This is a genomic window from Tardiphaga sp. P4_G1 (assembly GCF_056401215.1).
Genome location: NZ_JBFUJU010000001.1, coordinates 95,627 through 120,345, shown reverse-complemented (window position 1 = coordinate 120,345; position 24,719 = coordinate 95,627). Strand labels below are relative to the sequence as shown.

General features: G+C 62.3%; 25 protein-coding genes. 15 read left to right on the top strand and 10 right to left on the bottom strand.

The window, feature by feature from the left end; translation table 11 throughout:
- Positions 1-48: 48 nt before the first annotated feature.
- Positions 49-921 carry a glutathione-dependent disulfide-bond oxidoreductase gene (gene yghU / locus AC1DUY_RS00595; RefSeq protein ID WP_478111609.1) on the top strand — a complete coding sequence of 291 codons (873 nt, stop codon included), beginning with the start codon at positions 49-51 and terminating at the stop codon, positions 919-921.
- 94 nt (positions 922-1,015) lie between these two features.
- On the opposite strand, the gene AC1DUY_RS00590 is transcribed toward yghU, so the two are convergent.
- Both AC1DUY_RS00590 and AC1DUY_RS00585 read right to left on the bottom strand, forming a co-directional pair.
- Positions 1,016-1,237, bottom strand: a complete 222-nt coding sequence (locus AC1DUY_RS00590; protein WP_093758344.1) for a hypothetical protein — start codon at positions 1,235-1,237, stop codon at positions 1,016-1,018.
- A gap of 85 nt (positions 1,238-1,322) precedes the next feature.
- On the bottom strand, positions 1,323-1,745 hold the full coding sequence (locus tag AC1DUY_RS00585) for a group III truncated hemoglobin (RefSeq protein WP_120292443.1): 423 nt from the start codon (positions 1,743-1,745) through the stop codon (positions 1,323-1,325).
- A 334-nt stretch (positions 1,746-2,079) separates the two neighbouring features.
- On the opposite strand from AC1DUY_RS00585, the gene AC1DUY_RS00580 reads away from it, so the two are divergent.
- The 3 genes from AC1DUY_RS00580 to AC1DUY_RS00570 all read left to right on the top strand — a co-directional run bounded on the left by AC1DUY_RS00580 (position 2,080) and on the right by AC1DUY_RS00570 (position 4,523).
- Positions 2,080-2,979 (top strand): helix-turn-helix domain-containing protein, encoded by a 900-nt coding sequence (locus AC1DUY_RS00580; RefSeq protein WP_089264011.1) that lies wholly within the window; start codon positions 2,080-2,082, stop codon positions 2,977-2,979.
- Positions 2,980-3,197: 218 nt separating this feature from the next.
- Entirely contained in the window at positions 3,198-4,172 is a 975-nt protein-coding gene (locus tag AC1DUY_RS00575; RefSeq protein ID WP_089264010.1) for a Bug family tripartite tricarboxylate transporter substrate binding protein, read from the top strand.
- A 33-nt stretch (positions 4,173-4,205) separates the two neighbouring features.
- Positions 4,206-4,523: an NIPSNAP family protein gene (locus AC1DUY_RS00570; protein ID WP_478111605.1), complete on the top strand. Its 318-nt coding sequence runs from the start codon at positions 4,206-4,208 to the stop codon at positions 4,521-4,523.
- Positions 4,524-4,755: 232 nt separating this feature from the next.
- Here the strand turns inward: AC1DUY_RS00570 and AC1DUY_RS00565 are convergent, their stop codons facing one another.
- Positions 4,756-5,550: a class II aldolase/adducin family protein gene (locus AC1DUY_RS00565; RefSeq protein WP_068736808.1), complete on the bottom strand. Its 795-nt coding sequence runs from the start codon at positions 5,548-5,550 to the stop codon at positions 4,756-4,758.
- Positions 5,551-5,580: 30 nt separating this feature from the next.
- Complete coding sequence (locus AC1DUY_RS00560) at positions 5,581-6,564, bottom strand: Bug family tripartite tricarboxylate transporter substrate binding protein (RefSeq protein WP_478111602.1); 984 nt, start codon at positions 6,562-6,564, stop codon at positions 5,581-5,583.
- A 330-nt stretch (positions 6,565-6,894) separates the two neighbouring features.
- Here AC1DUY_RS00560 and AC1DUY_RS00555 point away from each other — a divergent pair, with 330 nt between their 5' ends.
- On the top strand, positions 6,895-7,356 hold the full coding sequence (locus AC1DUY_RS00555; RefSeq protein ID WP_478111600.1) for an MEKHLA domain-containing protein: 462 nt from the start codon (positions 6,895-6,897) through the stop codon (positions 7,354-7,356).
- Positions 7,357-7,365: 9 nt separating this feature from the next.
- Here AC1DUY_RS00555 and AC1DUY_RS00550 read toward each other — a convergent pair whose 3' ends face one another.
- Entirely contained in the window at positions 7,366-8,070 is a 705-nt protein-coding gene (locus tag AC1DUY_RS00550; protein WP_439058569.1) for a GntR family transcriptional regulator, read from the bottom strand.
- A gap of 121 nt (positions 8,071-8,191) precedes the next feature.
- On the opposite strand from AC1DUY_RS00550, the gene AC1DUY_RS00545 reads away from it, so the two are divergent.
- The 7 genes from AC1DUY_RS00545 to AC1DUY_RS00515 all read left to right on the top strand — a co-directional run bounded on the left by AC1DUY_RS00545 (position 8,192) and on the right by AC1DUY_RS00515 (position 15,189).
- Entirely contained in the window at positions 8,192-9,166 is a 975-nt protein-coding gene (locus AC1DUY_RS00545) for a Bug family tripartite tricarboxylate transporter substrate binding protein (RefSeq protein ID WP_478111598.1), read from the top strand.
- A 57-nt stretch (positions 9,167-9,223) separates the two neighbouring features.
- A complete protein-coding gene (locus AC1DUY_RS00540; protein ID WP_309945750.1) occupies positions 9,224-10,363 on the top strand; it encodes a mandelate racemase/muconate lactonizing enzyme family protein in 1,140 nt (379 codons plus the stop codon).
- Positions 10,364-10,379: 16 nt separating this feature from the next.
- Positions 10,380-11,285 (top strand): fumarylacetoacetate hydrolase family protein, encoded by a 906-nt coding sequence (locus AC1DUY_RS00535; protein WP_120292425.1) that lies wholly within the window; start codon positions 10,380-10,382, stop codon positions 11,283-11,285.
- A gap of 1 nt (position 11,286) precedes the next feature.
- Positions 11,287-12,240: a hydroxyacid dehydrogenase gene (locus tag AC1DUY_RS00530; RefSeq protein ID WP_309945745.1), complete on the top strand. Its 954-nt coding sequence runs from the start codon at positions 11,287-11,289 to the stop codon at positions 12,238-12,240.
- Between the two features lie 7 nt (positions 12,241-12,247).
- Positions 12,248-13,387, top strand: a complete 1,140-nt coding sequence (locus tag AC1DUY_RS00525) for a mandelate racemase/muconate lactonizing enzyme family protein (protein WP_478111595.1) — start codon at positions 12,248-12,250, stop codon at positions 13,385-13,387.
- Complete coding sequence (locus AC1DUY_RS00520) at positions 13,380-14,408, top strand: Bug family tripartite tricarboxylate transporter substrate binding protein (RefSeq protein ID WP_478111593.1); 1,029 nt, start codon at positions 13,380-13,382, stop codon at positions 14,406-14,408. Before AC1DUY_RS00525 ends, AC1DUY_RS00520 begins: the two co-directional genes overlap by 8 nt.
- Before the next feature lie 199 nt (positions 14,409-14,607).
- The gene (locus AC1DUY_RS00515; RefSeq protein ID WP_320444345.1) at positions 14,608-15,189 is read left to right on the top strand and encodes a CPBP family intramembrane glutamic endopeptidase; all 582 of its coding nucleotides are present in this window, start codon (positions 14,608-14,610) and stop codon (positions 15,187-15,189) included.
- 17 nt (positions 15,190-15,206) lie between these two features.
- On the opposite strand, the gene AC1DUY_RS00510 is transcribed toward AC1DUY_RS00515, so the two are convergent.
- Positions 15,207-15,488, bottom strand: coding sequence for a hypothetical protein (locus AC1DUY_RS00510; protein ID WP_089263998.1), 282 nt, complete (start codon positions 15,486-15,488; stop codon positions 15,207-15,209).
- A 148-nt stretch (positions 15,489-15,636) separates the two neighbouring features.
- Between AC1DUY_RS00510 and AC1DUY_RS00505 the strand changes: the two genes are divergently transcribed.
- Positions 15,637-16,110 (top strand): ClpXP protease specificity-enhancing factor SspB, encoded by a 474-nt coding sequence (locus AC1DUY_RS00505; protein ID WP_441229823.1) that lies wholly within the window; start codon positions 15,637-15,639, stop codon positions 16,108-16,110.
- Between the two features lie 5 nt (positions 16,111-16,115).
- Here the strand turns inward: AC1DUY_RS00505 and AC1DUY_RS00500 are convergent, their stop codons facing one another.
- From AC1DUY_RS00500 to AC1DUY_RS00485, 4 genes are all read right to left on the bottom strand, one after another.
- Positions 16,116-16,982 carry a tetratricopeptide repeat protein gene (locus AC1DUY_RS00500; RefSeq protein WP_441229824.1) on the bottom strand — a complete coding sequence of 289 codons (867 nt, stop codon included), beginning with the start codon at positions 16,980-16,982 and terminating at the stop codon, positions 16,116-16,118.
- Between the two features lie 67 nt (positions 16,983-17,049).
- A complete protein-coding gene (locus AC1DUY_RS00495) occupies positions 17,050-17,757 on the bottom strand; it encodes a GrlR family regulatory protein (RefSeq protein WP_093759064.1) in 708 nt (235 codons plus the stop codon).
- A 193-nt stretch (positions 17,758-17,950) separates the two neighbouring features.
- A complete protein-coding gene (locus tag AC1DUY_RS00490) occupies positions 17,951-21,181 on the bottom strand; it encodes an efflux RND transporter permease subunit (RefSeq protein ID WP_093758337.1) in 3,231 nt (1,076 codons plus the stop codon).
- Between the two features lie 126 nt (positions 21,182-21,307).
- Positions 21,308-22,516, bottom strand: a complete 1,209-nt coding sequence (locus tag AC1DUY_RS00485) for an efflux RND transporter periplasmic adaptor subunit (RefSeq protein WP_093758336.1) — start codon at positions 22,514-22,516, stop codon at positions 21,308-21,310.
- Between the two features lie 199 nt (positions 22,517-22,715).
- Between AC1DUY_RS00485 and AC1DUY_RS00480 the strand changes: the two genes are divergently transcribed.
- Together AC1DUY_RS00480 and AC1DUY_RS00475 are read left to right on the top strand one after the other, a co-directional pair.
- The gene (locus AC1DUY_RS00480; RefSeq protein ID WP_068736841.1) at positions 22,716-23,303 is read left to right on the top strand and encodes a TetR/AcrR family transcriptional regulator; all 588 of its coding nucleotides are present in this window, start codon (positions 22,716-22,718) and stop codon (positions 23,301-23,303) included.
- 225 nt (positions 23,304-23,528) lie between these two features.
- The gene (locus tag AC1DUY_RS00475; protein ID WP_478111587.1) at positions 23,529-24,677 is read left to right on the top strand and encodes an MFS transporter; all 1,149 of its coding nucleotides are present in this window, start codon (positions 23,529-23,531) and stop codon (positions 24,675-24,677) included.
- Positions 24,678-24,719 lie beyond the last annotated feature (42 nt).

Below are 24,719 nucleotides of genomic sequence, written 5' to 3'. Positions count from 1 at the left end.
TGTCCCCGGCAACCATCAACCCTGCCCCTTTTCCGGAGCCAGCCTGACATGACCGACGCCCCCTACACGCCTCCCAAAGTCTGGACCTGGGACAAGGAAAACGGCGGCAAATTTGCCTCGACCAACCGGCCCATCGCCGGCCCCACCCATGACAAGGAGCTCCCGGTCGGCAAACATCCGTTCCAGCTCTATTCGCTGGCGACGCCGAACGGCCAGAAGGTCACGATCATGTTCGAGGAACTGCTTGTTGCCGGCCATACAGGCGCGGAGTACGATGCATGGCTGATCCGGATCGACGGCAACCAGTTCGGTTCGGGTTTCGTCGATGTCAATCCGAACTCCAAGATCCCGGCGCTGATGGATCGCAGCGGCGACAAGCCGTTCCGTATCTTCGAGTCCGGCGCGATCCTGGTGCATCTCGCCGAGAAATTCGGCGCCTTCCTTCCAAAGGACGGAGCCGAACGGGCCGAAACCCTATCCTGGCTGTTCTGGCAGATGGGCAGCGCGCCGTTCCTCGGCGGCGGCTTCGGGCACTTCTATGCCTATGCGCCCAGCAAGATCGAATATGCCATCGACCGCTACGCCATGGAGACCAAGCGCCAGCTCGACGTGCTCGATCGTCAATTGGCCAACAACGAATTCATCGCCGGCAAGGATTACAGCATCGCCGACATGGCGATCTTCCCCTGGTATGGCGGCCTTGCGGAGAGCGCCATCTACGGCGATGCCGGCACGTTCCTCGATGTGCAGAGCTACAAGAACCTGCAGCGCTGGACCAAGACCATCGCGGCACGACCTGCCGTGAAGCGCGGTCGCATGGTCAATCGCACCTCGGGCGATCCGGCCGGCCAGTTGCGCGAACGCCATGACGCCAGCGACTTCGACACGAAGACTCAGGACAAGCTCGAAGCGAAGAGCTGAGACGAAGACTTCGAGTTGACGTCGCTTCAGCCCGGAATCGAAAAGCCCCGCGCGCGCGGGGCTTTTGCACGTCTGGATGCGTGAGGCAGCAGCCTCAGCCCTTCATGCACTTGTTGACCGATGAGGTCTTGGCGGCGCCGGCCAGTGGCTTGCCCTCGGCGCTCTTGGCGTTGTCCTCGCAGCACTTCTTCATGAAGCTCTTCTTGGCAGCGCCCGCGAGCGGCTTGCCGTCGCCGCTGACGGCGTTGCAGGATTGCGCCATTGCGGGCGCAGCACTGAACAGGCTCAAGAGAACGAGGACAGACAGACGTTTCATGGACCGACTCCCGGTTTGCTGGAGTCGCAGCCTAGCGCAACGGCCGGCTCTCGCAAGACCGGCGTTGCATCACGGGCCTACCGCCTTAAACGCTATGTCGCGGCGCAGCGATCTCGCCGCGCACCGAGGCAACGCCCATCTCGAAACTGTCAGCGATACGGCGCGCGCGGGTCATGAAGGCCTCGGTGACCTCAGCCGGAAATATCTCGCGCGCGGTCTGCTCGAACAACAAAAGCCAGCGATCGAAATGTTCACCCTTCAGCGGCAGCACGAGATGTGGACGCATAGGCCGGCCATTGTAGCGGCCGGTCTTCAGCATCATCGACGACCAGAAATCGCTGATCTGCGCGATGTGATGATCCCAGTCGGTCACGGCGCTGTTGAAGATCGGCCCCAGCAAATCATCCTCGCGGGCACGGCCGTAAAAGGTCTGCACCAGAAGCGCGATATTTTCTTCATTCAGGGAGGGCTGGAAGCTGGTGAAGCCGATTTCGGAGGTCTGCGTCATGCGCCCTGATGTAGGCGACGGCGGCCAGCTCGGCAACCGCCATCGCCCGAAATCCGTTCTGCAATTGATCCAGCGCAAACTCAGTTGCGACGACCCGCCGTCTGCGTCCGTTCCATCAGGTCCCCTTCCGAGCGAACGCCATAAAATGCCTGCAGGAGCATCCCCCGACGCAACTTCCCGGGTGTGATGGAGCGGCACCCAGAATTCCTATAGAGCTGCCGAACTCCTCGGAGAGACCGTCCGGTGTCGCATTCGCCAACACCCGGTACTCTCCGGCTTTTTGCGATAGGATGACGCTGATAACCGTGCCCCGAAACCGCAAGGACACCTTCACTTGCCCGAAGCTCTCCTCTCCGCCCGCTCCGGCGAGTTTCCGACCTTTGAAACCTCGGATTTCGCGGGCGAAGGCTCGTTCTACTTCGACCTCGTACGACTGGAGGACCGCGACGACATCCCGCGCGGTTTCCTGCACCGGCACAACTACTACCATCTGCTCTGGATGACCCGGGCGAGCGGCACGCACACACTCGACTTCGCGCATTTCGACGTGCGCGACCACTCAGTGTTCTTTCTTTCGCCGGGCCAGGTCCATGCCTGGACGTCATCGGTCAAGCCTCACGGCTACGTGCTGAACTTCAGCACCGACTTCTTCGCGCGGATGTTTCCGCGCGCCGAAGATGTCGCGAAACTTCCGTTCTTCCACCCTGCGCGCGGCAACAGCGCGCTCTATCTCACGCAGGCCCAGCATGACGGCATGCTGCCACTGCTCTGCGAGATGGAGCGTGAGGCACGCGATCGCCAGCCGGGATTTCCCGATGTGGTGCGGGCCAGCCTGCTGATCCTGCTCACGCGCCTGCGCCGTGTGTGCCCCGACAACGAGCCCGCCGGTGGCGTTGGTCCACACCAGGCGCTCGCGCGCCGTTTCGCGATGCTGGTGGAAACGCACTACCTGCGCTTCGGTACCATCGGCCAGTACGCCGAGGCGCTTGGCGTGAGCGAGCGCCAGCTCAACGATGCGGTCAAGCGCACTGTGGCGCGCACGGCCAGCCAGGTGGTGCAGGAGCGCGTGGTCCTCGAAGCCAAGCGCTGGCTCAGCAACACCGAAACGGGCATCGCCGAGATCGCGTTCCGCCTCAATATCGAGGATCCGGCCTACTTCGCGCGCTTCTTCAAGAAGCAGACCGGCCTCACGCCGGGCGACTTCCGGAGGAAGCATTGCCGTCCACTGGACTGACACGCGAAAAAGTCCAACACAACGTCTGATCCGTCCTAGCGCCGTCGCCGCGCGGCTGCATAGAGTGTCCCGCATGGACGCCTGACCGGGCGCTGCCATCGCCACCTGCGCGTTTGTATGCGCAGGTCGGCATGGCATGACGCCCACCGCCACGACCGCCCCGCATCTGCGGAGCGCGCCGTCGGCAGGACATAAAAACAAGAGGCAGAGGAAACAAAATGCACAAAGCAATCATCCCGTTGCGGAGCCTCGTCGTGGCCGCAGCATTGGCCCTCACCTCAGTCAGCGCGATGGCCGATTATCCAGAACGTCCCCTGCGCGTGATCGTGCCGTTCGCCGCCGGTGGTGCCACCGACGTGATCGCGCGCACCGTGGCGCAAGCCATGTCGGTACGGCTCGGCCAGTCGATCGTGGTGGAAAACAAGGCCGGCGCCAACGGCAATATCGGCGGTGCCGCGGCGGCGCGCTCGGAGCCCGACGGCTATACGCTGCTGATGGCCACATCGAGCCACGCGATCAATGCATCGCTCTACCAGAAGCTCAGCTACAGCCTCACGCGCGATTTCGCGGCCTTGTCAAACCTGGCGTCGGTGCCCCTGCTGCTGGTGGTGCACCCGTCGGTGCCAGTCAATTCGGTGAGCGAACTCGCCGCTTACGCCAAGGCCAATGCCGCGAGCGTCAACTATGCATCGGGCGGCGTGGGCACCGCGTCCCATCTGTCCGGCGAGCAGTTCAGCACACTGGCTGGTGCGAAGATCACGCACGTCGCTTACAAGGGCGGCGCGCAGGCGCTCAACGATATGATCGGCGGCCAAGTGCAGATCATGTTCGCCAACCTGCCCGAAGTTCTCTCTCTGGTGCAGAGTGGCAAGCTCAAGGCGCTGGCGGTGACGGGCAGCACGCGTCACGCCGCCTTGCCCGACGTGCCCGCTTTCTCAGAAACGCCGTTCCCCGGCATGAACGCACGCTCGTGGTTCGGCCTGTTCGCACCGGCCGGCACGCCCCCCGCTATCGTCGAGAAGCTTGCGCAGACCATTGTTCAGAGCGTGGCTGACCCCGCTGTCCAGGAGCGGCTCAAAGGGCTCGGCGCCGACCCCGTCGGCGACGATCGGGCGACATTCCAGAAATACGTGAACGACGAGGTGGCGCGCTGGGCCGTGCTTGTCGCGCAGTCCGGCGCCACCGCCGAATGACCCTATTGATCCGCCACCGCTCGAGGAAACCCCATGCTGCTTGACGTTCGCACCTACACCTGCCGCCCCGGCACGATCAAGAAACACTTGGCGCTGTATGCCGAGCACGGTTACGAGATCCAGAGCCGCCATCTGGGCAAGCCGCTGGCCTACATGCAAACCGAGACCGGCAACGTCAACAGCTACATGCACATCTGGGTTTATAACAGCGCAGCCGATCGCGAGGCCAAGCGCCAGGCGCTGCAGAAGGACCCGGCCTGGGCCGACTACCTGAAGATCAGCGCCGAGGCCGCCTATCTCATCAGCCAGGAGAACCAGCTGATGACGCCGGTGTCCTTCTTCAAGCCGTAGGCGGACCTGCAGTCGCGCATCTGACTGCCGAACCTATGATGCGCCGCATTCTTGATGCCGCGCATCCCTTCCGTTCATCAGGTGGATGCCACGCCTGCGGGCCCGGCAGCCGCGGAGCCTGCTAGAGCATGATCCCGAAAAGTGGACACCGGTTTTCGGACAAGATCATGCTCTCATAGAGAAAATAGCTAGAGTCTGATCCATCGAAGATGGATCAGACTCTAGCGCAAGCTCAGTTGCGATAGGACGGATCGACCCGGTCGAGCTTGCGGAGCAGCGCCGGCCAGGCCAGTTCGCCGCTGAGGCCCGGAACATTGTCGCGTGGCTTCATGCGGTCATAGGTATCCTGCAGGACCTTCTGTGGCGGCGTGATCAGCTTGGTGTTGCACGACAGCGCTGCAACCTGAACCTGACAGGCCCGCTCCATCCGGAACAGTACGTTGAAAGCCGCGGCGATGGTCTTGCCGACCACCAGCAGGCCGTGATTGCGCAGCACCATCGCCTCGTGATTGCCGAGATGCGCGATCAGTCGTTCCCGCTCTTCTGGATTGTCCGCGATGCCCTCGAAGTCATGATAGGCGACATGAAGGAAGCGCATGCAGGTCTGCGCCACCGGCAACAACCCGCATTCCATCGCCGATACAGCCATGCCGGCCACGGTATGAGTATGCGCGACGCAATCGACATCGTGACGCGCCATGTGAATGGCACTGTGGATCACAAAGCCCGCAGCATTCACAGCGTAGTCGGACGCGTTGAACAGCGTGTTGCCGTCGAGGTCGATCTTGACGAGGCTCGACGCATCGATCTCCTCATAGAGCATGCCATAGGGATTGATCAGGAACTGATCTTCCGTTCCCGGCACGCGGCAGGAGATATGGTTGGCGATCATCTCGGTCATGCCGTACATCGCCGTGAGACGGTAGCAGGCTGCGAGATTGACGCGCGACTGCCACTCCTCGGGACTGACCTGATCCTGCACCGAACGGACGACTTTCACGGCGGGTGAGCTGACGGCTGCATTCATTGATGTTCTCCCTTGATCTTGTTCATGCGGTCAGTCGACCGTGATGTTGGCTTCGCGAATGAGTTTGCCCAGGCGGTCGCGCTCGCTCTTCACATGGGTTTCGAGTTCTGCCGGCGTCATCGACCACGGCTGATTGCCGATCGGCTCCATCTTCTTTGCAAATTCCGGCGTCTTGACGATGCGGGTGATGGCAGCGCTCAACCTGTCCAGTGCTGGCTGCGGCGTACCCGCGGGCGCGAAGACTGCGAACCATGTCGCGCCGACGATCGAGGGGAATCCGAGCTCCTTGAAGGTCGGCACATCAGGCAATTGCGGAAGGCGCTCCTCGGACAAGACCGCCAGCGCGCGGTACATGCCCGCCTTGTGGTTTGGCACGGTATTGGTCAGCGCCTCTACATTGCTGTCGACGATGCCCGCAAGCATGTCGTTCATCGCCGGCGCAGCACCGCGATAGTGTACATGCTGCAGCTTCACGCCGAGTCCGCGGGCCACGATCTCACCCATGAGGTGCACGGTGCTACCCGGTCCGTTGGTGGCATTGTTGACCTTGCTCGGATTGGCCAGCGCATAGGCACGAAACGCCGCGACGTCGGCGGCCGGAAAGTCCTTCTTCACGACGAAGGCAAACGGCACCTTCACCACCATCGCGACCGGCGCAAAGTCCTCGAGCTTGTATTTGATGGAGGCCAGCAGATGCGGGTTGGTCGTGAAGGTCGTCGCGCTGGCGAATAGAAGCGTGTAACCGTCCTTGTCGGCGCCGGCCACGACTTGCGCACCGATCGATGTGCTGGCGCCGCCGCGATTCTCGATCACCACCTGCTTGCCGAGTTCGGTGCTGAGCTGTTCGGTGAGGATGCGCGCGACGATGTCGGTCGTTCCGCCGGGCGGAAATGGCACGACCATGGTGATGTTGCGCTCGGGATATTGCTGCGCCTGCCCTGGCGCTACGGCGAACAGCGATGCGGCAAGGACCGCGGCGATGGCAAACCATCGCCCCTTCTTGTTGTTGCTCACGTTTTCTCCCTTTGCGCCGGTCCATTGGGCTTTCGCCTGGAACGACATTTTCGGGAGAGGCTAAAACAAGAGCCCAGCCGATGCGACGACTAAATAAGCCGGGCAGCTATCGGATTACACGGGACGCGCAATCGACGAAGGGGACGCAGCCGTCTCGGTGAATCAATATGCACCGTGGCGTTCGAAAACAGGTTGATCACGACCTGATCCTTCCTGCCGACCGATAGCGGCTGCTCCATGCATTCCGGGGCAGTCAGCACCGCTTTCGCTGCCGATGTCGTATAGAGCTATGCGGGCTATGTCCTCATAGCCTATCCCCGAGAGAGTCCCGTGACCGCTCCGACGCCCCCTGCTTTCGCACTCGATGCACCCTTCTTCAAACTCCTCACCGGGAGCTATCTCCGCACTGTCGGGAAGCCCCTGTTGGCGCCTGGGCAAGATGCGGCGTGGCTCTACAGCGACGCACCATTTGCGGTGCTCGCACATAACACCGACGCCGATCCGGTGTTCACCTATGCCAATCGCACCGCGCAATCTTGCTTCGAATATAAGTGGGACGAATTCGTCACCATCCCGTCGCGGCTGTCGGCGGAAGCGGCGAACCGCGACGAGCGCCAGCGCCTGCTGGATGCCGTCGCGCGTAACGGCTTCATCGACAATTATCGCGGGTTGCGGATCGCAAAATCCGGCCGGCGCTTCTGGATCGAAGGCGGCATCGTCTGGGAATTGAAAGACGAGAACGGCGAACGACGCGGTCAGGCAGCGCTGTTCACATCATGGACGGATGTGTGAGCGCGGCAACTAAGACGTCGCCAGCGCCTCACGCAGGGGCCGGCGCAACTGTCCATTGGCATCGGCAAGGCTTGCGAGATAGTCGGCGGCCTCGGTGATATCGGCGACGATCTCGCGCTCCGCGGCATCGGCATCGCCTGCGACGATGGCCTTGAGCGCTGCCGTGTGGTGATCCCAGCCCTTCAGCAGCACGACATATTCGGGAATCACGAAAGACAGCGCCGGGCCGCAGCGCAGCCACATATTCTCGATGGTCTCGACGAGGATCGGGACGCCCGACATCGCATAGATCTCGAAGTGAAACTGGCGATGATAGTCGAGATAGCTTTCGAGATTTTTTGCGGCGATCAGCGACTGCATCGTCGCCAGCAGTGACTTCAGACGTTCGAGTCCTGCCGCATTGCGCCGGGTCGCGGCTTCCCGCGCCGCCTGTCCCTCCAGCGCACAGCGCACCACGGTCAGATCCGCGAGTTCACTCGCCGTCAGATGCGGGACGATCGCCGCATTGCGCGGTCCCTGCTGCAACACGCCCTGTGCGACGAGCCGGGTGACTGCATCACGTACAGGCGTGATCGACGTGCCGAAGCTCTCCGCGAGCGCGCGCAAGGTCAGCACCGTGCCCGGCGCGAAACGGCCAGCCAGCAGCGCGTCCCGGAGCTGCGCATGCGCCAAGTCCCAGAGCGGTTCGCGTTCGATCCGTTTCAGTGCGGTCATTCTGTGCTCGCTACCTCACCCCATTGAGTCCCGCAAATTCATGTCCCGCAACCGCGGTGAGTTGTTCCATTGACCCCTAAAGATGTTTGTTATAACAAACACCAAAAATGGGAGGAAAACAATGTTTGTTCAACGCGTCAGCTTTGCCGTGCTCGGATTGGTATTGGGATGCTGGTCCCTGCCTGCTCACGCGCAATCCAACTTTCCGCAGAAGGACATCACCTTCATCGTGCCGTGGAATGCTGGCGGCTCCAACGACGTGGCCGCACGCGCGCTGAACCCCATCCTGCGCGAGCACGGCATCAAGATCGTGATCGAGAATGTCGTCGGCGCCACCGGCGTCATCGGTATGAAACGCGTCGCGAGTTCTGCTCCGGATGGCTACACGATCGGCATGGGGACCAGTTCGACGCTGGCGCTGATCGCCCAGAACAAAGCGAACGGACTCACCAACAGCAATTTCACCCACATCGCGCGCGTCTCGACCGATCCCCTGATGCTGCTCGTGCCTTCCACCGGCACGATCAAGGCCCTCCCCGACTACATCGCCAACATGAAGGCGAAGCCCGGCAAGGTCACCATCGGCACGCCCGGCAACTACAATCTCAACCACATCTTCGCATCGATGACGGCACGTGCGGCCGGCGTCGACTATGTCAACGTTCCCTATACCGGCGGCTCGAAAGTCGTTGCCGATCTGATCGGACAACATGTCGACTCCGGTGTGCTCAAGCCGTCGGAAACGCTCGGCCAGATCCAGGAAAAACTGCTCACGCCCATCGGCATCTTCGCCAATGAGCGGCTCGAAATGTTTCCGGATGTCCCGACCTTCAAGGAAAAGGGCATCGACGTCTTCCCATATGGGCCCGTCGTACAGATGGCCTATGTGGTCGGCCCGGCGAACCTGCCTGACGATGTCCGCGCCAAGCTGACCACCGCATTCCGCGCCGCCATCCAGGACCCGCGCTTCAAGGAATTCGCCAAGAAAAACGTCTTCCTGGTCGACGACGTGACCGGCGACGCGCTCGCCAAGGAAGTCGACGGCGTCGCCGCCGCGATCGGCAAGGTCGCCGCGCAAACTTTCCCGAAAGAATAAACGCGACCGGCACCCGCCGGCCGCATCCACCTGATTGATCTCGACGAGGACACCACATTGAATATCAAGAAGATCACCTGCCATGTCGTCGCCGCTCCCGTGCAGCGTCCGTTCACGTCGTCACGCGGCTGGCTCTACACGACGCGTGGCACCTGCCTCGTTGAAATCGAAACGAGCGACGGCATCGTCGGCTGGGGCGAATGCTACGGCCCCTCCGCTGTCGCCAAGGCCTTCATCGATACCCAGCTGGCGCCGCGCGTCATCGGCCGCGATCCCTTCGATGTCGAGGTGATCTGGGAAGATCTCTACAACCGCATCAAGGACTATGGCCCGAAGGGCATGTCGATCGCCGCCATCAGCGGCATTGACATCGCGCTCTGGGACATCATCGGCAAGGCCTGCAACAAGCCGGTGCACAAGCTGATCGGCGGCGCCTTCCGCACCGAAGTCGATTGCTATGCGACGGGCCTATACTTCACCGACATGGAACGTCTTATCGATGAAGCAGTCGAGGAAGCCGTCGGTTACAAGAAGGCCGGCTTCAAGGCGATCAAGATGAAGATCGGCCTCGGCTCCATCAAGCGCGACTATGAGCGCGTCAAGGCCGTGCGCGAAGCCATCGGCTCCGACATCAAGCTGATGGTCGACGCCAATCACTGCCTCACGGTGCCCGCAGCGATCAAGCTCGGCCGCAAGCTCGAAGAGCTCGATATCGAATGGTTCGAGGAGCCGATCTCGCCGGAGGATATCGACGGCTATATCGAAGTCACCCGCGCACTCGACATGGCGGTCGCCGGCGGCGAGAACGAATTCACCCGCTGGGGATTTCGCGACGCCATCGTGCGCAAGGCGATGGACATCGTGCAGCCGGACGTCTGCGCCGCCGGCGGCATCACCGAATGCAAGAAGATCGCAGCGCTCGCCAGCACCCATGGCGTCGAATGCGTGCCGCATGCCTGGGGCTCGGTGGTCGGCCTCGCCGCCACGATCCACTTCCTCGCCTCGATCCCGAACCAGCCGCCCAGCTTGTTCCCGATGCCGCCGATGCTCGAATTTGAACAGGAAGAAAACCCGTTCCGCGACCATCTCGCGAAAACACCGATCCAGCAGGTCAACGGCGTCATCGCTGTCCCGACCGGCGCAGGCCTCGGCGTCGAGGTCGACCGCGCGGTGATCGACAAGTATCGCGTAGCGTGATGACGAGGACGCACGCATGAAGTTTGTCACCTTCGTCGAGTCCGGCCTGACGCGCGCCGGCGTCCTTGTGGGCGACGCCACGCGTCCGACTGATATTGTCATCGATCTGGCTCACCCGGCGATGCGGGTGGGCCTCAACGGCATAGCACCACAAATTCAGGCGTTTCTCGACGCAGGTCTTGGCAAGGTCGTCAGCATCATCACGGCTCACGGGCTGGCCGATGCCGCGCGGTTGACTGCGGACCGAGTGACGTTGCTGGCGCCGCTCCCCGCGCCGCGGCGCATCTTCGGGATCGCTCACAACTATCGCGACGCGGTTGCCGAACGTGGCATCGTCCCGCCATCCGAACCGGTCCTGTTCATGAAAGCTGCGCGCACGGTCATTGCCGCCGGCCGGTCGATCATCCTGCCCGCAGGGATCGGCGGCGTCACCTATGAGGCCGAACTCGCCGCCGTGATCGGCAAGCGCGCCGTGAATGTCTCGAAGGAACAAGCACTCGAATGCGTCGCGGCCTATGGTTGCTTCAATGACATCAGCGCCAGCGAAATGATCAAGGCCGACGGCCATTTCGACCGCGGCAAGAACATTTCGAGTTTCGGCCCGTTCGGACCGTTCCTCGCCTCATCTGACGAGATCGCCGATCCGCAGGCGCTGCAGGTGTCGCTGACCATCGACGGCAAGGTACTGCAGAAGGGATCGACCAAGGACATGATCTTCGGCGTTGCCGACCTCGTGTCCTGGCTGTCGCATCGCGGGCCGCTTGAGCCTGGCGACGTCATTGCGACCGGAACGCCGGCTGGCGTCGCGGCCATGCACAAGCCACCAGCCTGGCTGAAACCCGGCTCGACCGTGACCGCCAGTGTCGAGCGACTTGGCCAGCTCGCCAATCCCATTACCGAAGGACCGGCTTTCGATGCCTGACATGCCCACCGTTCTCCTGACTAACCCGATGCATGCCGATGGCGAAGCGATCCTGTCGCCGCATGCGCGGCTGATCACGGCGCCCGATACCAAGCCGGACACGCTGCGCGCATGGGCGAAAGACGCCAACGGCATCATCGTACGCGCAAAACTGCCCGACGACATCGTCGATCACGCGCCGCGCCTGAAGGGCATGGTCCGTCACGGCGTCGGCCTCGATTTCATCCCCGTCGATGCGGCCACGGCGCACGGTGTCGCCGTCGCCAACCTGCCCGGCAGCAACACGAGCGCAGTCGCGGAATATGCGATGTCGGCGCTGCTGCATCTGCGGCGTCCGATCCATCTCATGAACGGACTGATACGCGATAAAGGCTGGGGCGCGTCGCGCGCGACAGCCGAGACCTTCACTGAACTGAACGGCTCGACACTCGGCATTCTTGGCGTCGGCACGATCGGCCGCCGCGTCGCGCAGATTGCCAGGCAAGGTTTTGGCATGAAGGTGATCGGCACATCGCGGCGCAAGGGATCGCTTCCCGCCGATGTCGAGGAAGTCTCGCTGGATCAATTGTTCGCGCGCAGCGATGCCCTCGTGATCTGTTGTTCACTGACCGATGAAACGCGCGGCCTCGTCAATGCCGCGCGCATCGGCCAAATGAAGCCCGATGCGGTTCTGGTCAACGTTTCGCGCGGCGCCGTCGTCGAGAACGCCCCGCTGATCGCCGCGCTCAAGGCGAGCAAACTCGGCGGCGCGGCGCTCGATGTGTTCGACATCCAGCCCCTGCCTGCGGATGACACTCTGTTCGATTGTCCGAACGTGCTGCTGACGCCGCATTCGGCAGCGATCACCGCGAGCAGCAGCCGCGGCATGGCAGTCGGTGCTGCCGAAGAAATGCTGCGCATTCTGCGCGGCGAACAACCGCTCAATCTCGTCAATCCCGATCACAAGGCAGCGTGAGGCTCCCATGAAGATTAGTGCGATCAAAGCCGTTCCGATTTCCTATCGCGTCCCACAGGGACAAAACGTCCGTCTCGGCATTGGCCGCGCTGTCAAGCGTGACGCAGTGCTGGTGAAGGTCACGACCGACGAGGGCATCACCGGCTGGGGCGAAGCGCATCACGGCCGCTGCCCGGGTGCGATCGCCAAACTCATCGACACGACTATCGCCGAACTCGTCATCGGGATGGACGCGATGAATGTCGTCGGAGTGTGGCACCGCGTCTATCAGATGCAGTTGTCGAGCCATGGCATGGGCTATGCCGCGGCCATGGCGCTAAGCGGTCTCGATCTCGCGCTGTGGGATATCCGCGCCAAGGCAGCCGGCTGGCCGCTCTACAGACTGCTCGGCGGCGCGTCGAAGCCGATCAAGGCCTATGCCGGCGGCATCTCGCTCGGCTGGCAGGCGCCGGAGTCGCTCGCCGAGGAAGCGCAGGGTTACGTCGCGAAAGGATACCGCGCGGTGAAGCTGCGTGTCGGCGATAATCCGCGCGATGACGTCGCCCGCGCCACGGCCGTGCGCAAGGCTGTTGGCGACAGCATCGAGATCCTCGTCGACGCCAATACCGGCTACACGCTCGACGATGTGCGCCGCGTGATGCCGGCCTATGACGATCTGCAGGTCGGCTGGCTCGAGGAACCGTTCCCCGCACTCGACTATCGCTCCTATCAGGCCGCCGCCGCGATGGGCTCGACGCCGCTCGCCGCCGGCGAGAACCACTTCACGCGCTACGAGTTCAATCGCCTGATCGAGGACCGCGCCGTGAGTTTCGTGCAGCCTGACCTGTCGAAGACCGGCGGAGTCACCGAGTCCATGCGCATCGCCGGCATGACCCAGGCGTGGAAGCTCTCCTTCAATCCGCACACCTCGGCGACTGGCATCAACATGGCGGCGACCATCAACGTGCTCGCCGCTGTCGAAGACCCCGGCTATTTCGAAGGCGACGTCGCCAAGCACAATCCGTTCCGGGATGAAGTTGGTGGCATTCCCTGCAAACTCGACGCCAATGGCTGCGTCGCTCCGTCGGAGATCCCAGGCCTCGGCGTCGAGATCGACGAAGCCTTCATCAATGCACATCCGCTGATCGAGGGTCCCTGCTATGTCTGATCCGCGACGGGCTGAAGTTGTAGTGCGCGCCTCGCGTCTCGTTCACTTCGCCTGCCGCGCGCTCATTCTCCTGCTGGCCGGCACCGCCTGCGTTCATGCGCAAGCGACAGCACCAGCGGGCGAGACCTATCCCAGCAAAACCATCAAATATATCGTCCCCTATCCGCCCGGCGGCTTCAACGACACGCTCGGGCGGATCTTCGCGCAGAAACTGCAGGACGCCTTCGGCGTTCCCGTCGTGGTCGAGAACAGGCCCGGCGGCGGCACGCTGATCGGCACCGAAGCGGTCGCCAAGTCCGCACCCGATGGCTACACGCTACTCGGTATCGCCTTCCCGTTCGGCTCCAATCCGAGCATCTACAAGAACCTGCCCTATGACACCGTGAAGGACTTCACGCCGCTGGTCTTTGCAGGGCAGACGCCGAATCTGCTGGTCGTCAAACCGTCCCTGCTAATCAACTCCATCAAGGAGCTGATCGATTACGCACGTCAGAATCCCGGCAAGGTGACCTACGGCTCGACCGGCATCGGCTCCTCGAACCATCTGTCGATGGAACTGTTCAAGAGCCTCGCAGGCATCGACATCGTGCACGTTCCCTACAAGGGCAGCGCGCCGATGGTGAACGACATGCTTGGCGGCCATATCGATGTTGCCTTCGACAACACGCCCAATGTGCTGCCGCAGGTGAACGGCGGAAAGCTTCGTGCCCTTGGAGTGAGCAGCAAGATACGATCGACACTCGCGCCCGACGTTCCCACCGTCTCCGATGCCGGCGCGCCCGGCTACGAGGTCAATGTCTGGTTCGGCGTCGTCGGTCCCGCGGGCATGCCCGACCAGATCGTGCGCAAGCTCAATACCGAAATGAATGCGATCCTCAAGCAAGAGGACGTCAGGCGTCGCTTCATCGACCAAGGCGTCGAACCCGTGGGCGGGACGCCTGGCCAGTTTGCGGAACACATCAAGACCGAGCTCCAGAAATGGGCCAGGGTCGTGAAGGACGCCGGCATCAAACCGGAATAGAGGGTCGTGGCAATCCGCCGCCGGCATTGTCATTAATCGACGTTCAAAGTGCGCCGCTTCGGCCGGCGCGTTCCACCATATCGACGATCACGCTTTCGTCGCTCGCGGCCTTGTGTCGCCACTCCGCCCTTAAACCACCACATGATTTCAGCTATAGAACATCATGACGGTTTTACGACAGAAACGATTTCAATGGCGATTGATCGCTCCACTGCCGGGATTTGCCGCGCTGCTGCTGGCGCCTGGTCTCGCCATTCACTGGGGCTTTCTGCCGTTCGAATATCGCATTCCCGCGTTGCTGCTGGTGTCCGTGCTGTGCATCGCGCTGTGCCTTCTGGCCGGCTTCTCGGTCGCGGAACTCGGCCTCAGCCGTCCCTCTGACATCAGGCACTGGCTGTTCTGTGCCGCGATCACGGCAGGCATTGCGGCGATCATGGTGGCGCAGACCCGGTTTCTCACCTTCGACCACAAGCCACCGGTCTGGCTCAGCTTTGCGCCGTTCTATGTCCTGGTCTCGAGCCCCTGCCAGGAAGTCGTGTGCCGATCGATTCCGAAACTGATGACCGACCGATTGCAGGTCAGGCCATGGACCTATGTGATCTACTCCTCGGCGGTATTCTCGCTGATCCACATCGCCTATGGCGATAGCGTGCTGCTGCTCAACACGTTCCTGGTCGGCATCGTCTGGGGGTTCGCCTATCTGCGAATGCGCAACATCTGGCCGGTGATCCTGTCGCATGCCGCGATCGGCACGCTGGCCTTCTCGCTCGGGCTGGCCTGATTCAGATTTGCCTGAGCCTAGCGATCGTATCCGCCACCGAAGCTGCTCTTGATCTGATGCAGCAGCGTCAGCACCCAGCATAGCGCGAAGGCTCCCGCGAGCCCGTAAGCCGTGCGGCGATCGATCACCGACAGGCCGGTCCAGAGATAGATGCGATAAAGCCAGAGGCCGGCAAGACCGACGCCCAATAAGCACACCAGCAGTTTGACGAAGCGCGCATTGGCCACACCTACCGCGGCAAACAGGATGGTCAGCGGCACCAGAAACAACTGACAGATGGCAATCAGGCTTTCGTTCACAGGCGGCTCCAGGGAAACGCAAAAGGCGACTCAGAGCCGGGAGTTTAGGCTGCCAATTTCAAACAAATGGTTGCGGACGCATGCGGCAGAAAATCGCTGCCATGGTCGAGCGTCATGAACCCGCTCACTCCCGCCGCGACAAAGGATCATGACCCCGTCCTTGCCTCGCGACATCCGCACCCTCGCCGCATCACTCGCCGCTGCCATGATGATGCTGGCCGCGCTCACATCACACGCGGCAGCACAGCAGCCCTGCACCACCGACCCGCTCGCCCAATATGCCGAGGTGAGATTCACGCTTGCCGACGTCGCTAGACGCGGTCTGCGGGGCCGTCATTATTACGAAATCACTTTCAAAACCGCGTTCGACGGCGTCATCGTGCCCGATGCCCAGCGCGCCAAATATCCTGAAGACATGACGTTCGTGCTGCAGCACCAGTTCGAGCGACTGAACGTCACCGCGGATCGCTTCAGCGTCAACCTGTGGTTCAAGGGGATCAAGTCGCGCGTCACGGTGCCGTTCAACGCCGTCACCTATTTCGTTGATCCGTCGGTGAATGACCGGCGCGAATTCGACGTGGGTACGCCGGCGCGCGCCTGCGACAGACCGCAGTCAGGCTAGGCTGATCAGAAGCACATATTGCTGACCACGTTGCCGCGCTTGTCCTTGAGCACATAAGGGCACTTGATGCGTTCTAGCGCCTTCTTCGCATCGTCGTCGCCGAGCGCTGCGGCCTTCTCATAATAGGCCTTCGCGGCATCCTTATCCGACGCACCACCGCGGCCGCTTTGCGCGAACGCGCCCATGCGCTCCAACGCGCCCGCATGGTTCTGTGCTGCCGCCTTCTCGAACAGGCTGCGTGCCGCAACATCGTCTTTCGCGCCGCCGATGCCTTCCGACAGCATCATGCCGAGCTGATATTGCGCCTCGGCATTGGTCTCCGCGGATTTCGCCAGCAATTGCCGTGCACGCACCGGGTCTGAACCCGCGCCTGCGCCTCCGGATAGTGCCGCAAGATTGCTGACACCGCGCGGATTGCCGGCTTCAGCCGCGCGTTCGAACAGTTTGCGCGCTTGCGCCTCGTCGCGCGCGACGCCGGTTCCGTTGCCATAGGCGACGCCGAGTTCGACCATGGCGGAGGTACTGCCTTTGTCAGCCGCCTTGCGCCATGCCGCGAGCGCCTCAGCTGCCTGCGCATTGGCCGCGTAAGCACGCCCGAGCTGGAACATCGCACGGCGCGACCCGCCGGACGCGGTCCGGCAGAATTTGATGGCGGTGGCAATATCGGCTTTGGCAATATCGGCCACGCCCTTCACATCGGCAGGCTTGTCGGGATCGGCAGGATCGGCCGCGAGGCGATCGCACAGAACCAGATCGGCGGACTGGGCCTGCACACGCGTCGGCGCGGACAGCACAGCCAGTCCGGCGGCGATACCGAGCAAACAGATCAGAGGCGTCGCACCGATACGCTGGGTCATGGTTTTCGTCGCCATCTGTGTCATTCGCCGGTGACATTACGGACAGGCGCGCAACCCATCAAGCCGTGCGCCAGCCTGGAACTTACACGGCCTTGCGGATCAGCTTCAGCACTGCCTGCAACCGCAGGCTCCGTTTGCCGGCCAGCGCCGTGGCTTCCAGTTCGGCGCCGGTTTCGTCGCAGGTGCCGGAAAAGCCGATACCGATTTCATGGCCGCCGAAGACCGGGTTCTCGCCCTTTGCCGGCGTGTGCTCCTGATTGAGCATCTCGCCCTTCCAGCGTCCGTCCGCGGAGGAATAGGCGCCGAGATAATAGAAGAACGCGTCTCCGCCGAGGATGCGGCCGTCATGCAGCAGCATCACGCCGTTGAGCCCGCCATCGATGCCGTCAAGTGTGCGCAGATGGATCGAATACAGCCCGTTGGCGATGCCACCCGCACCGATCGGTCCGGCCGGAGGCATCTCGCCGTCATCGATCGTCGTCATGACCGACTCGAATTTCGCACCCGGCATTTGCGGCGACGAACCCTGAAAACGATAGGTGTCGCCATAGGGCCGGCCGGTGACGCTGATGGTCGCCACATCCTGGCCGAGCAGCGAGGGATAGTTGGGATCGTTCATGTGGCGGCGGCTCTCGATCTCCGCCACCACCTCGTCACCCCGGAGCTCATAGCTGCCGATATGGGCAAAAGCGGAATTGCCGCCGAGCATGCTGCCATGCTCGACAAACATCACACTGCGACCGACCGCCTCATCAACCCGGTATTCGCATTTGTAGAAGCCCGTCCGCAACCTGTCATTCCCCTGCAGTGCCTTTCGCATTGTAGCGGAAGATGTGCAGTGGAGGAAAGCGCACCCGGCCAATTGGGGGCGATTCCAACAGTCTTGGACGCAGGCTACGCAATTCCTCGCCTTAGAATGGGTCGAAACGGCGCATCCGTGGACCAGCAGCCCTCGTCAGGCGTTACCTTACGCCTCCCGCGCGTCACGAATGCGATGTGGCATGCGGGCGCGATTCTGCTTCGTGCGATCCCGGTGCCAGCGGCGCCGCCTGATCGACCGTCGCTTCGCCATGCTGGGTCAGCGGACGGTTGCCTGCCATGGCACGCAGCAACACATAGAACATCGGCGTGAAGAAGATGCCGAAGGCCGTGACGCCGATCATGCCGGCGAACACCGCGACACCCATGGCATGACGCATCTCCGAGCCTGCGCCAGTGGACGTCACCAGCGGCACGACGCCCATGATGAAGGCCAGCGACGTCATCAGGATCGGCCGCAACCGCAGACGGCTGGCCTCGATCGCGGCCTGGATCGGTGTCCGCCCGGCAAATTCCAGCTCGCGGGCAAACTCCACGATCAGGATGGCGTTCTTCGCCGACAGACCCACCAACACGATCAAACCAATCTGGGTGAAGACGTTGTTGTCGCCCTTGGTCAACCAGACGCCGAACATCGCCGCCAGCAAGCCCATCGGCACAATCATGATGATCGACAATGGCAGTGTCAGGCTTTCGTATTGCGCGGCGAGCACCAGGAACACCAGCAGCATCGCCACCGGGAACACGATCAGCGACGAATTGCCGGCGATTATTTCCTGATAGGTCAGTTCAGTCCATTCGAAGTCGATGCCCTTGGGCAGCGTCTCCTTGGCGACACGCGCCACGGCGTCCTGCGCCTGGCCAGTGGAATAGCCGGGCGCAGCGCCGCCATTGATGTCGGCCGACAGGAAACCGTTGTAGCGCATGGCGCGCTCCGGCCCTGCACTTTCCTTAACGCGCAGCAGCGTCGAGAGCGGGATCATCTCGTTGCTGTCGGAGCGAACTTTCAACTGGCCAATATCGTCGGCCCGCGCCCGGAATTTGGCGTCAGCCTGGACGCGCACCGAATAGGTGCGACCGAATTTGTTGAAGTCGTTCACATAGAGCGAGCCGAGATAGATCTGCATCGTGTCGAACACCGAGGTAACCGGCACGTTGAGCTGCCGCGCCTTGGTGCGATCGACATCCGCATAGAGCTGCGGCACATTGATCTGATAGCTTGAGAACAGACCGGCCAGCTCCTTCTGCTGCATTGCCTTGCCGATAAAAGCCTTGGTGGCGTCGTTCAGCGCCTCATAGCCGAGACCGGCGCGATCCTCGATCTGCAGCTTGAAGCCACCGATCGTGCCAAGACCCGACACAGGCGGCGGCGGGAACATGGCAATAAAGGCGTCCTGAATGCCGGCAAACTTCTTGTTCAGCGACAACGCAATGGCATTTCCGCTCAGGCTCGGATCCTTGCGTTTGTCAAACGCATCCAGACCGATGAAGACGATGCCGGAGTTGGACGAGTTGGTGAAGCCGTTGATCGACAGGCCCGGAAACTGGATCGAATTCTCGACGCCGGGCTCCTTCTGCGCAATCTCGCCCATGCGACGGATCACCTCTTCGGTACGATCCAGCGTAGCGCCGTCGGGGAGCTGCGCAAACCCGACCAGATACTGCTTGTCCTGACCGGGCACGAAACCGCCCGGGACTGCGTGGAACAGATACCCGGTAACACCAATCAGCAGAACGTAGATTCCCATCACCGCCGCGCGGCGCGAGACGACGCGCTTCACGCCGCCGCTATAAGCGTCGGAGCTTCTGGCAAAGAAGCGGTTGAAGCGGACGAAAAACCAGCCGAGCGTCTTGTCCATGAAGCGCGTCAACGCATCCTTCGGCGCGTCATGGCCTTTCAGAAGCAGCGCGGCGAGTGCTGGCGACAGTGTCAGCGAATTGAAGGCGGAGATCACAGTCGAGATCGCCACCGTCAGCGCGAACTGCTTGTAGAACTGCCCGGTCAGGCCGGTGATGAAGGCCAGCGGCACGAACACCGCGACCAGCACCAGTGCGATCGCGATGATCGGGCCGGTCACTTCGCGCATGGCCTGATAGGCTGCGCTCTTCGGATCGAGCCCGCGCTCGATATTGCGCTCAACATTCTCGACCACGACGATGGCGTCGTCGACGACGATGCCGATGGCCAGCACGAGGCCGAACAGTGTCAGCGCATTCACCGAAAAGCCGAACACATGCATCACGGCGAAGGTGCCGACCACCGATACCGGCACGGCGATCAGCGGGATGATCGAGGCTCGCCACGTCTGCAGGAACAGGATGACGACGAGCACCACCAGTGCGATGGCCTCGAGCAGCGTATGGATCACCGCCTCGATCGAGGCGCGAACGAATTGCGTGGGGTCGTAGACGATGTCGTAGGTGACACCGTCCGGCATGTTTTCCTTCAGCTCCTTCATCGTCTTGCGCACGTTGTCGGAAATCTGAATCGCGTTCGAGCCGGGCGACTGGAAGATCGGAACCGCCACTGCGGACTTGTTGTTCAGCAGCGAGCGCAGTGCATAGTCGGCGGCGCCGAGTTCGATACGGGCGATGTCGCGCAGCCGCGTCACCTCGCCATTGTCACCGTTCTTGACGATGATCTCGCCGAACTCTTCTTCGGTCTGCAGGCGTCCCTGTGCATTGATGGAGAGCTGTAGATCGAGGCCTGGCTCATTGGGCGAACCGCCCACCTGCCCCGCTGCCGCCTGCACGTTCTGCGCACGGATCTCACGCACCACGTCGCCGGGCGACAGACCGCGCTCGGCGACCTTCTGCGGATCGAGCCAGACGCGCATGGAGTAGTCGCCCGAGCCGAACAGCTGAACCTGACCGACGCCTTCGATGCGCGCGAGGCGATCCTTGACGTTGAGCACGGCGTAGTTACGCAGATAGGTCATGTCATAGCGGTCATTCGGCGACAGCAGATGTACGACCATGGTGAGGTCTGGCGCGCTCTTGATCGTCGTCACGCCCAGCGCGCGCACTTCCGCCGGCAAGCGCGGCTCGGCCTGCGAGACGCGGTTCTGCACCAGCTGCTGCGCCTTGTCGGGATCGGTGCCAAGGCGGAAGGTGACGTTGAGCGTCATCCTGCCGTCGGTGGTCGCCTGGCTGCTCATATAAAGCATGTTCTCGACGCCATTGATCTGCTCTTCGATCGGCGTCGAGACCGTTTCCGCAATCACCTTTGGATTGGCACCGGGATAATTCGCTGTCACCACCACGGTCGGCGGCGCGACTTCCGGATATTCGGAGATCGGTAGCACCGGCATCGACAACAGGCCGGCGAGAAAAATCACCGTCGACAACACGCCGGCAAAGATCGGACGATCAATAAAGAATTTTGAAAAGTTCATGGCGCTATTCCGTGATGATCCAGACCTGCGGGATACAAGGGCCCCGCGCGGCCGATCGCTCGACCTCGATGACGTGCTGTGTATTAGGAAGAGCGCCCTGCCCGCCTGCGGACAGGGCGGTCGTTATCAGTTCTGCGCGACGGCCTTGATCGAGACGAGAGACGCGGCGTTCATCGCCACCATCTCCGGCTTGATGGTCACACCCGGCCGCACGCGCTGAAGTCCGTTGACGACGATCCGTTCACCGGCTTTGAGGCCGTTGAGGATCACGCGCATGCCATCAACCGAGGGCCCCAGGATCACTTCGCGATATTGCGCCTTGTCCTTGGCATCGACCACCATGACGAACTTCTTGTTCTGGTCGGTGCCAACTGCCCGCTCGCTAATCAGCAGCGTCTGTTCTGCCTTCGGCTGGCCCATTGTGAGCCGCGCGAACTGGCCGGGCATCAAGCGACCATCGGCATTGTCGAACATCGCACGCACCCGCACCGTGCCGCTGCGCGGATCGACCTGATTATCGATGAACTGCATGCGGCCCTTCACCGGTGCGCTATCAGTGACGGTGGTCATGTGAACCGGGATGCGGTCGATATCGCCCGGCGTCTTCTCGTCTGCCAGCGTCTTCAGCGCGCGCGACACCACCTGTTCGTCGGCATTGAAGCTTGCATAGATCGGATTGACCGAGACCAGCGTCGTCAGCAGCGGCGCGGACGGGCCGGCCGAAATCAGGTTGCCGACGGTGATCTCCACCTTGCCGACCCGGCCCGCGACCGGCGCGCGCACCTCAGTGTAGCTGAGATTGAGCTCGGCGGTCTTGAGCGCGGCTTCTGCAGCCTTGAGGTTGGCTTCGGCCTCACGATACGCATTGATACGATTGTCGAGGTCGCGCTGGGTGATGCTGGAGCTGGTCAGTTGCTGACCGCGGTCGAAATCGGCCTTAGTCAGGATCAGGCGCGCCCGCGACGCGGACACCTGCCCTTGGGCGCGATCGACATCTGCGGCGTAGAGCGCCGGATCGATCAGCACGAGCAGGTCATCTTTCTTGACCAGCGCGCCTTCGCGAAAGTGGATCTCCTGGACGGCGCCTGCGACGCGGGAGCGAATCTCCACGCGCTCGATGGCCTCAAGGCGGCCCGAGAACTCGTCCGAAGGCGCCGTGGCCTTGGCTTCCACCAGGGCAACCGAAGCCTGAACAGCAGCGGGAACAACCGCACCGGACTCGGCTTGAGCTGCAACGCTGGACAGATTCATCAGCGCCGCACCGCCGCCAACGGCGACCGCTACCAACGCGATTCCGGCGCCAAAAGCGATCTTGCGAGGGAGATTATGTGCCATTGTGAACCCCATTTAATCTGCGTAGGCCTTGTAAAGCCCTGTCATTTCAGTAGCTAAGCTGTACATTCCGCGTCTGGCCGGTCCCGCCGGGCATCTCGCTGCAACGCACACATTCGTAACGTCCGGTATAGATGGGCTATCGACATCCACTGTCAAGAGACTTATCTACTGAACGGTAGAAAACTTTGGAGGGCCCGTCGTGGCACTGGGACGTCCTCGTGAATTCGATACCGACACGGCCCTCGACCTCGCGCTGCATGTGTTCTGGCGCAAGGGTTACGAAGGCGCGTCGATGGCCGACCTCACCGAAGCCATGGGCATCACCAAGCCCAGTCTCTATGCAGCGTTTGGCAACAAGGAAGATCTGTTCCGCAAGGCGCTGGATCGCTACGTCGATGGCCCCGGCGGCTATTTCCGCACCGGCCTGGAGAAGGCCACGGCCCGCGAAGCGGTCGAACATATCCTCTACGAATCCGTTGAGGCGGTGACTGATCCCAGGAATCCCGGTTGTCTCGCGGTCCAGGGCGCCCTCTGCTGCGGTGATGCCGCGGAGACGATCAAGCAGGAACTGATGGCGCGTCGCTCGAAGAGCGAGGACGATCTGCGCCTTCGCTTCACACGCGCCCTCGCCGAAGGCGATCTGCCAGCCGACGCGGATGCCGGCGATCTCGCTCGCTACGTGTCTGCCATCTTGCAGGGCATGGCCGTGCAAGCCGCAGGCGGCGCACCGCGCGAGCAATTGCGAAAACTCGCCGACATGGCCATGCGCAGCTGGCCTCCGGTCTGAGCCGTCCGCCTGCATTTTATGCTGAGATCGCACTGCCGGCCTATTGTCCGCTGACAGCCGCTCCATCGAAACGCCTCCCGACAGTTTGATGACCGAGGCGCGCAATGCTGCCTCCCCCGCGAGGCGGTCGCCAAATCGCTGAGGTCGTGGCACATCTCCTGATATTGCATCGCAATATTTCCGCTCAGGAGAATACCCATCCGACTATCCCTTCCTATTCTCGCATTGGCTGCGGCATCTTTCGGCATCGGCACGACCGAGTTCGTCATCATGGGCCTGCTGCCCGACGTCGCGCGCAGCCTGTCGGTGACCATCCCGCAAGCCGGCTATCTCGTGTCGGGTTATGCATTGGGCGTCGTGATCGGCGCACCCATCGTGGCAATGGTGACCGCAGGCATCCCGCGCAAGACTGCTCTCCTGGCTCTGATGGCGCTGTTCACGATCGGTAATCTCGGCTGCGCCCTCGCGCCGGATTACTGGTTGCTGATGACCGCGCGCGTGGTCACTGCCTTTGCCCATGGCGCGTTCTTCGGAATTGGCGCTGTCGTTGCCAGCAATCTGGTGCCACGTGAGCAGCGCACGCAAGCGGTGTCGTTGATGTTCGCCGGCCTTACGCTGGCCAATGTGCTCGGTGTGCCATTCGGCACAGCTCTGGGACAGGCCGCCGGATGGCGTGCGGCATTCTGGGCGGTCATGGTGATCGGTATCGTTGCGTTCCTCGCGATCACGCGTTTCGTTCCATCGGGCATGCCGGGCACACGCGGCGGACTGGCGAAAGAGTTTCGCGCCTTGGGCCGCTGGCCGGTGCTGCTGCCGATGCTGATCTCTACCATGGCTTCAGTCAGCATGTTCAGCCTGTTCACCTACATCACGCCGCTGCTCGAAGAGGTCACCGGCCTCACGCCGCATGGCGTGACCGGCGCACTGCTGGCGATCGGCGTCGGTCTCACCATCGGCAATCTGATCGGCGGCCGCCTCGCCGACCGCAACCTGCTCTCGACCATCATCGGTGCATTCATCTGTCTCGTCATCGTGCTCGGCGCACTTGCGCTTGTGGTGCACATGACGCTTCCGACCCTGGTGCTGCTGATCCTGTGGGGCGGTATCGCCTTCGCGCTGGTCTCGCCGCTGCAGATTTGGGTGGTCGATGCGGCCACGGACGCGCCGAACCTCGCCTCGACCCTGAACCAGGGCGCGTTCAATCTCGGCAACGCCACCGGCGCATGGATCGGCGGCGTCGCGCTGAATGCCGGCATGCACTACGCGCAGCTTCCGCTGCTCGCAGCGCTCGTTGCCATGGTCGGGCTTGGGCTCACGCTGAGCAGTCTCATTGACCGCCGGATCTTGCCGGCGCAAATCAGTCCGGCAGAATAGCGCCGCGACCGCATAAACACTTTTTCGCATTTTCAAGGAATC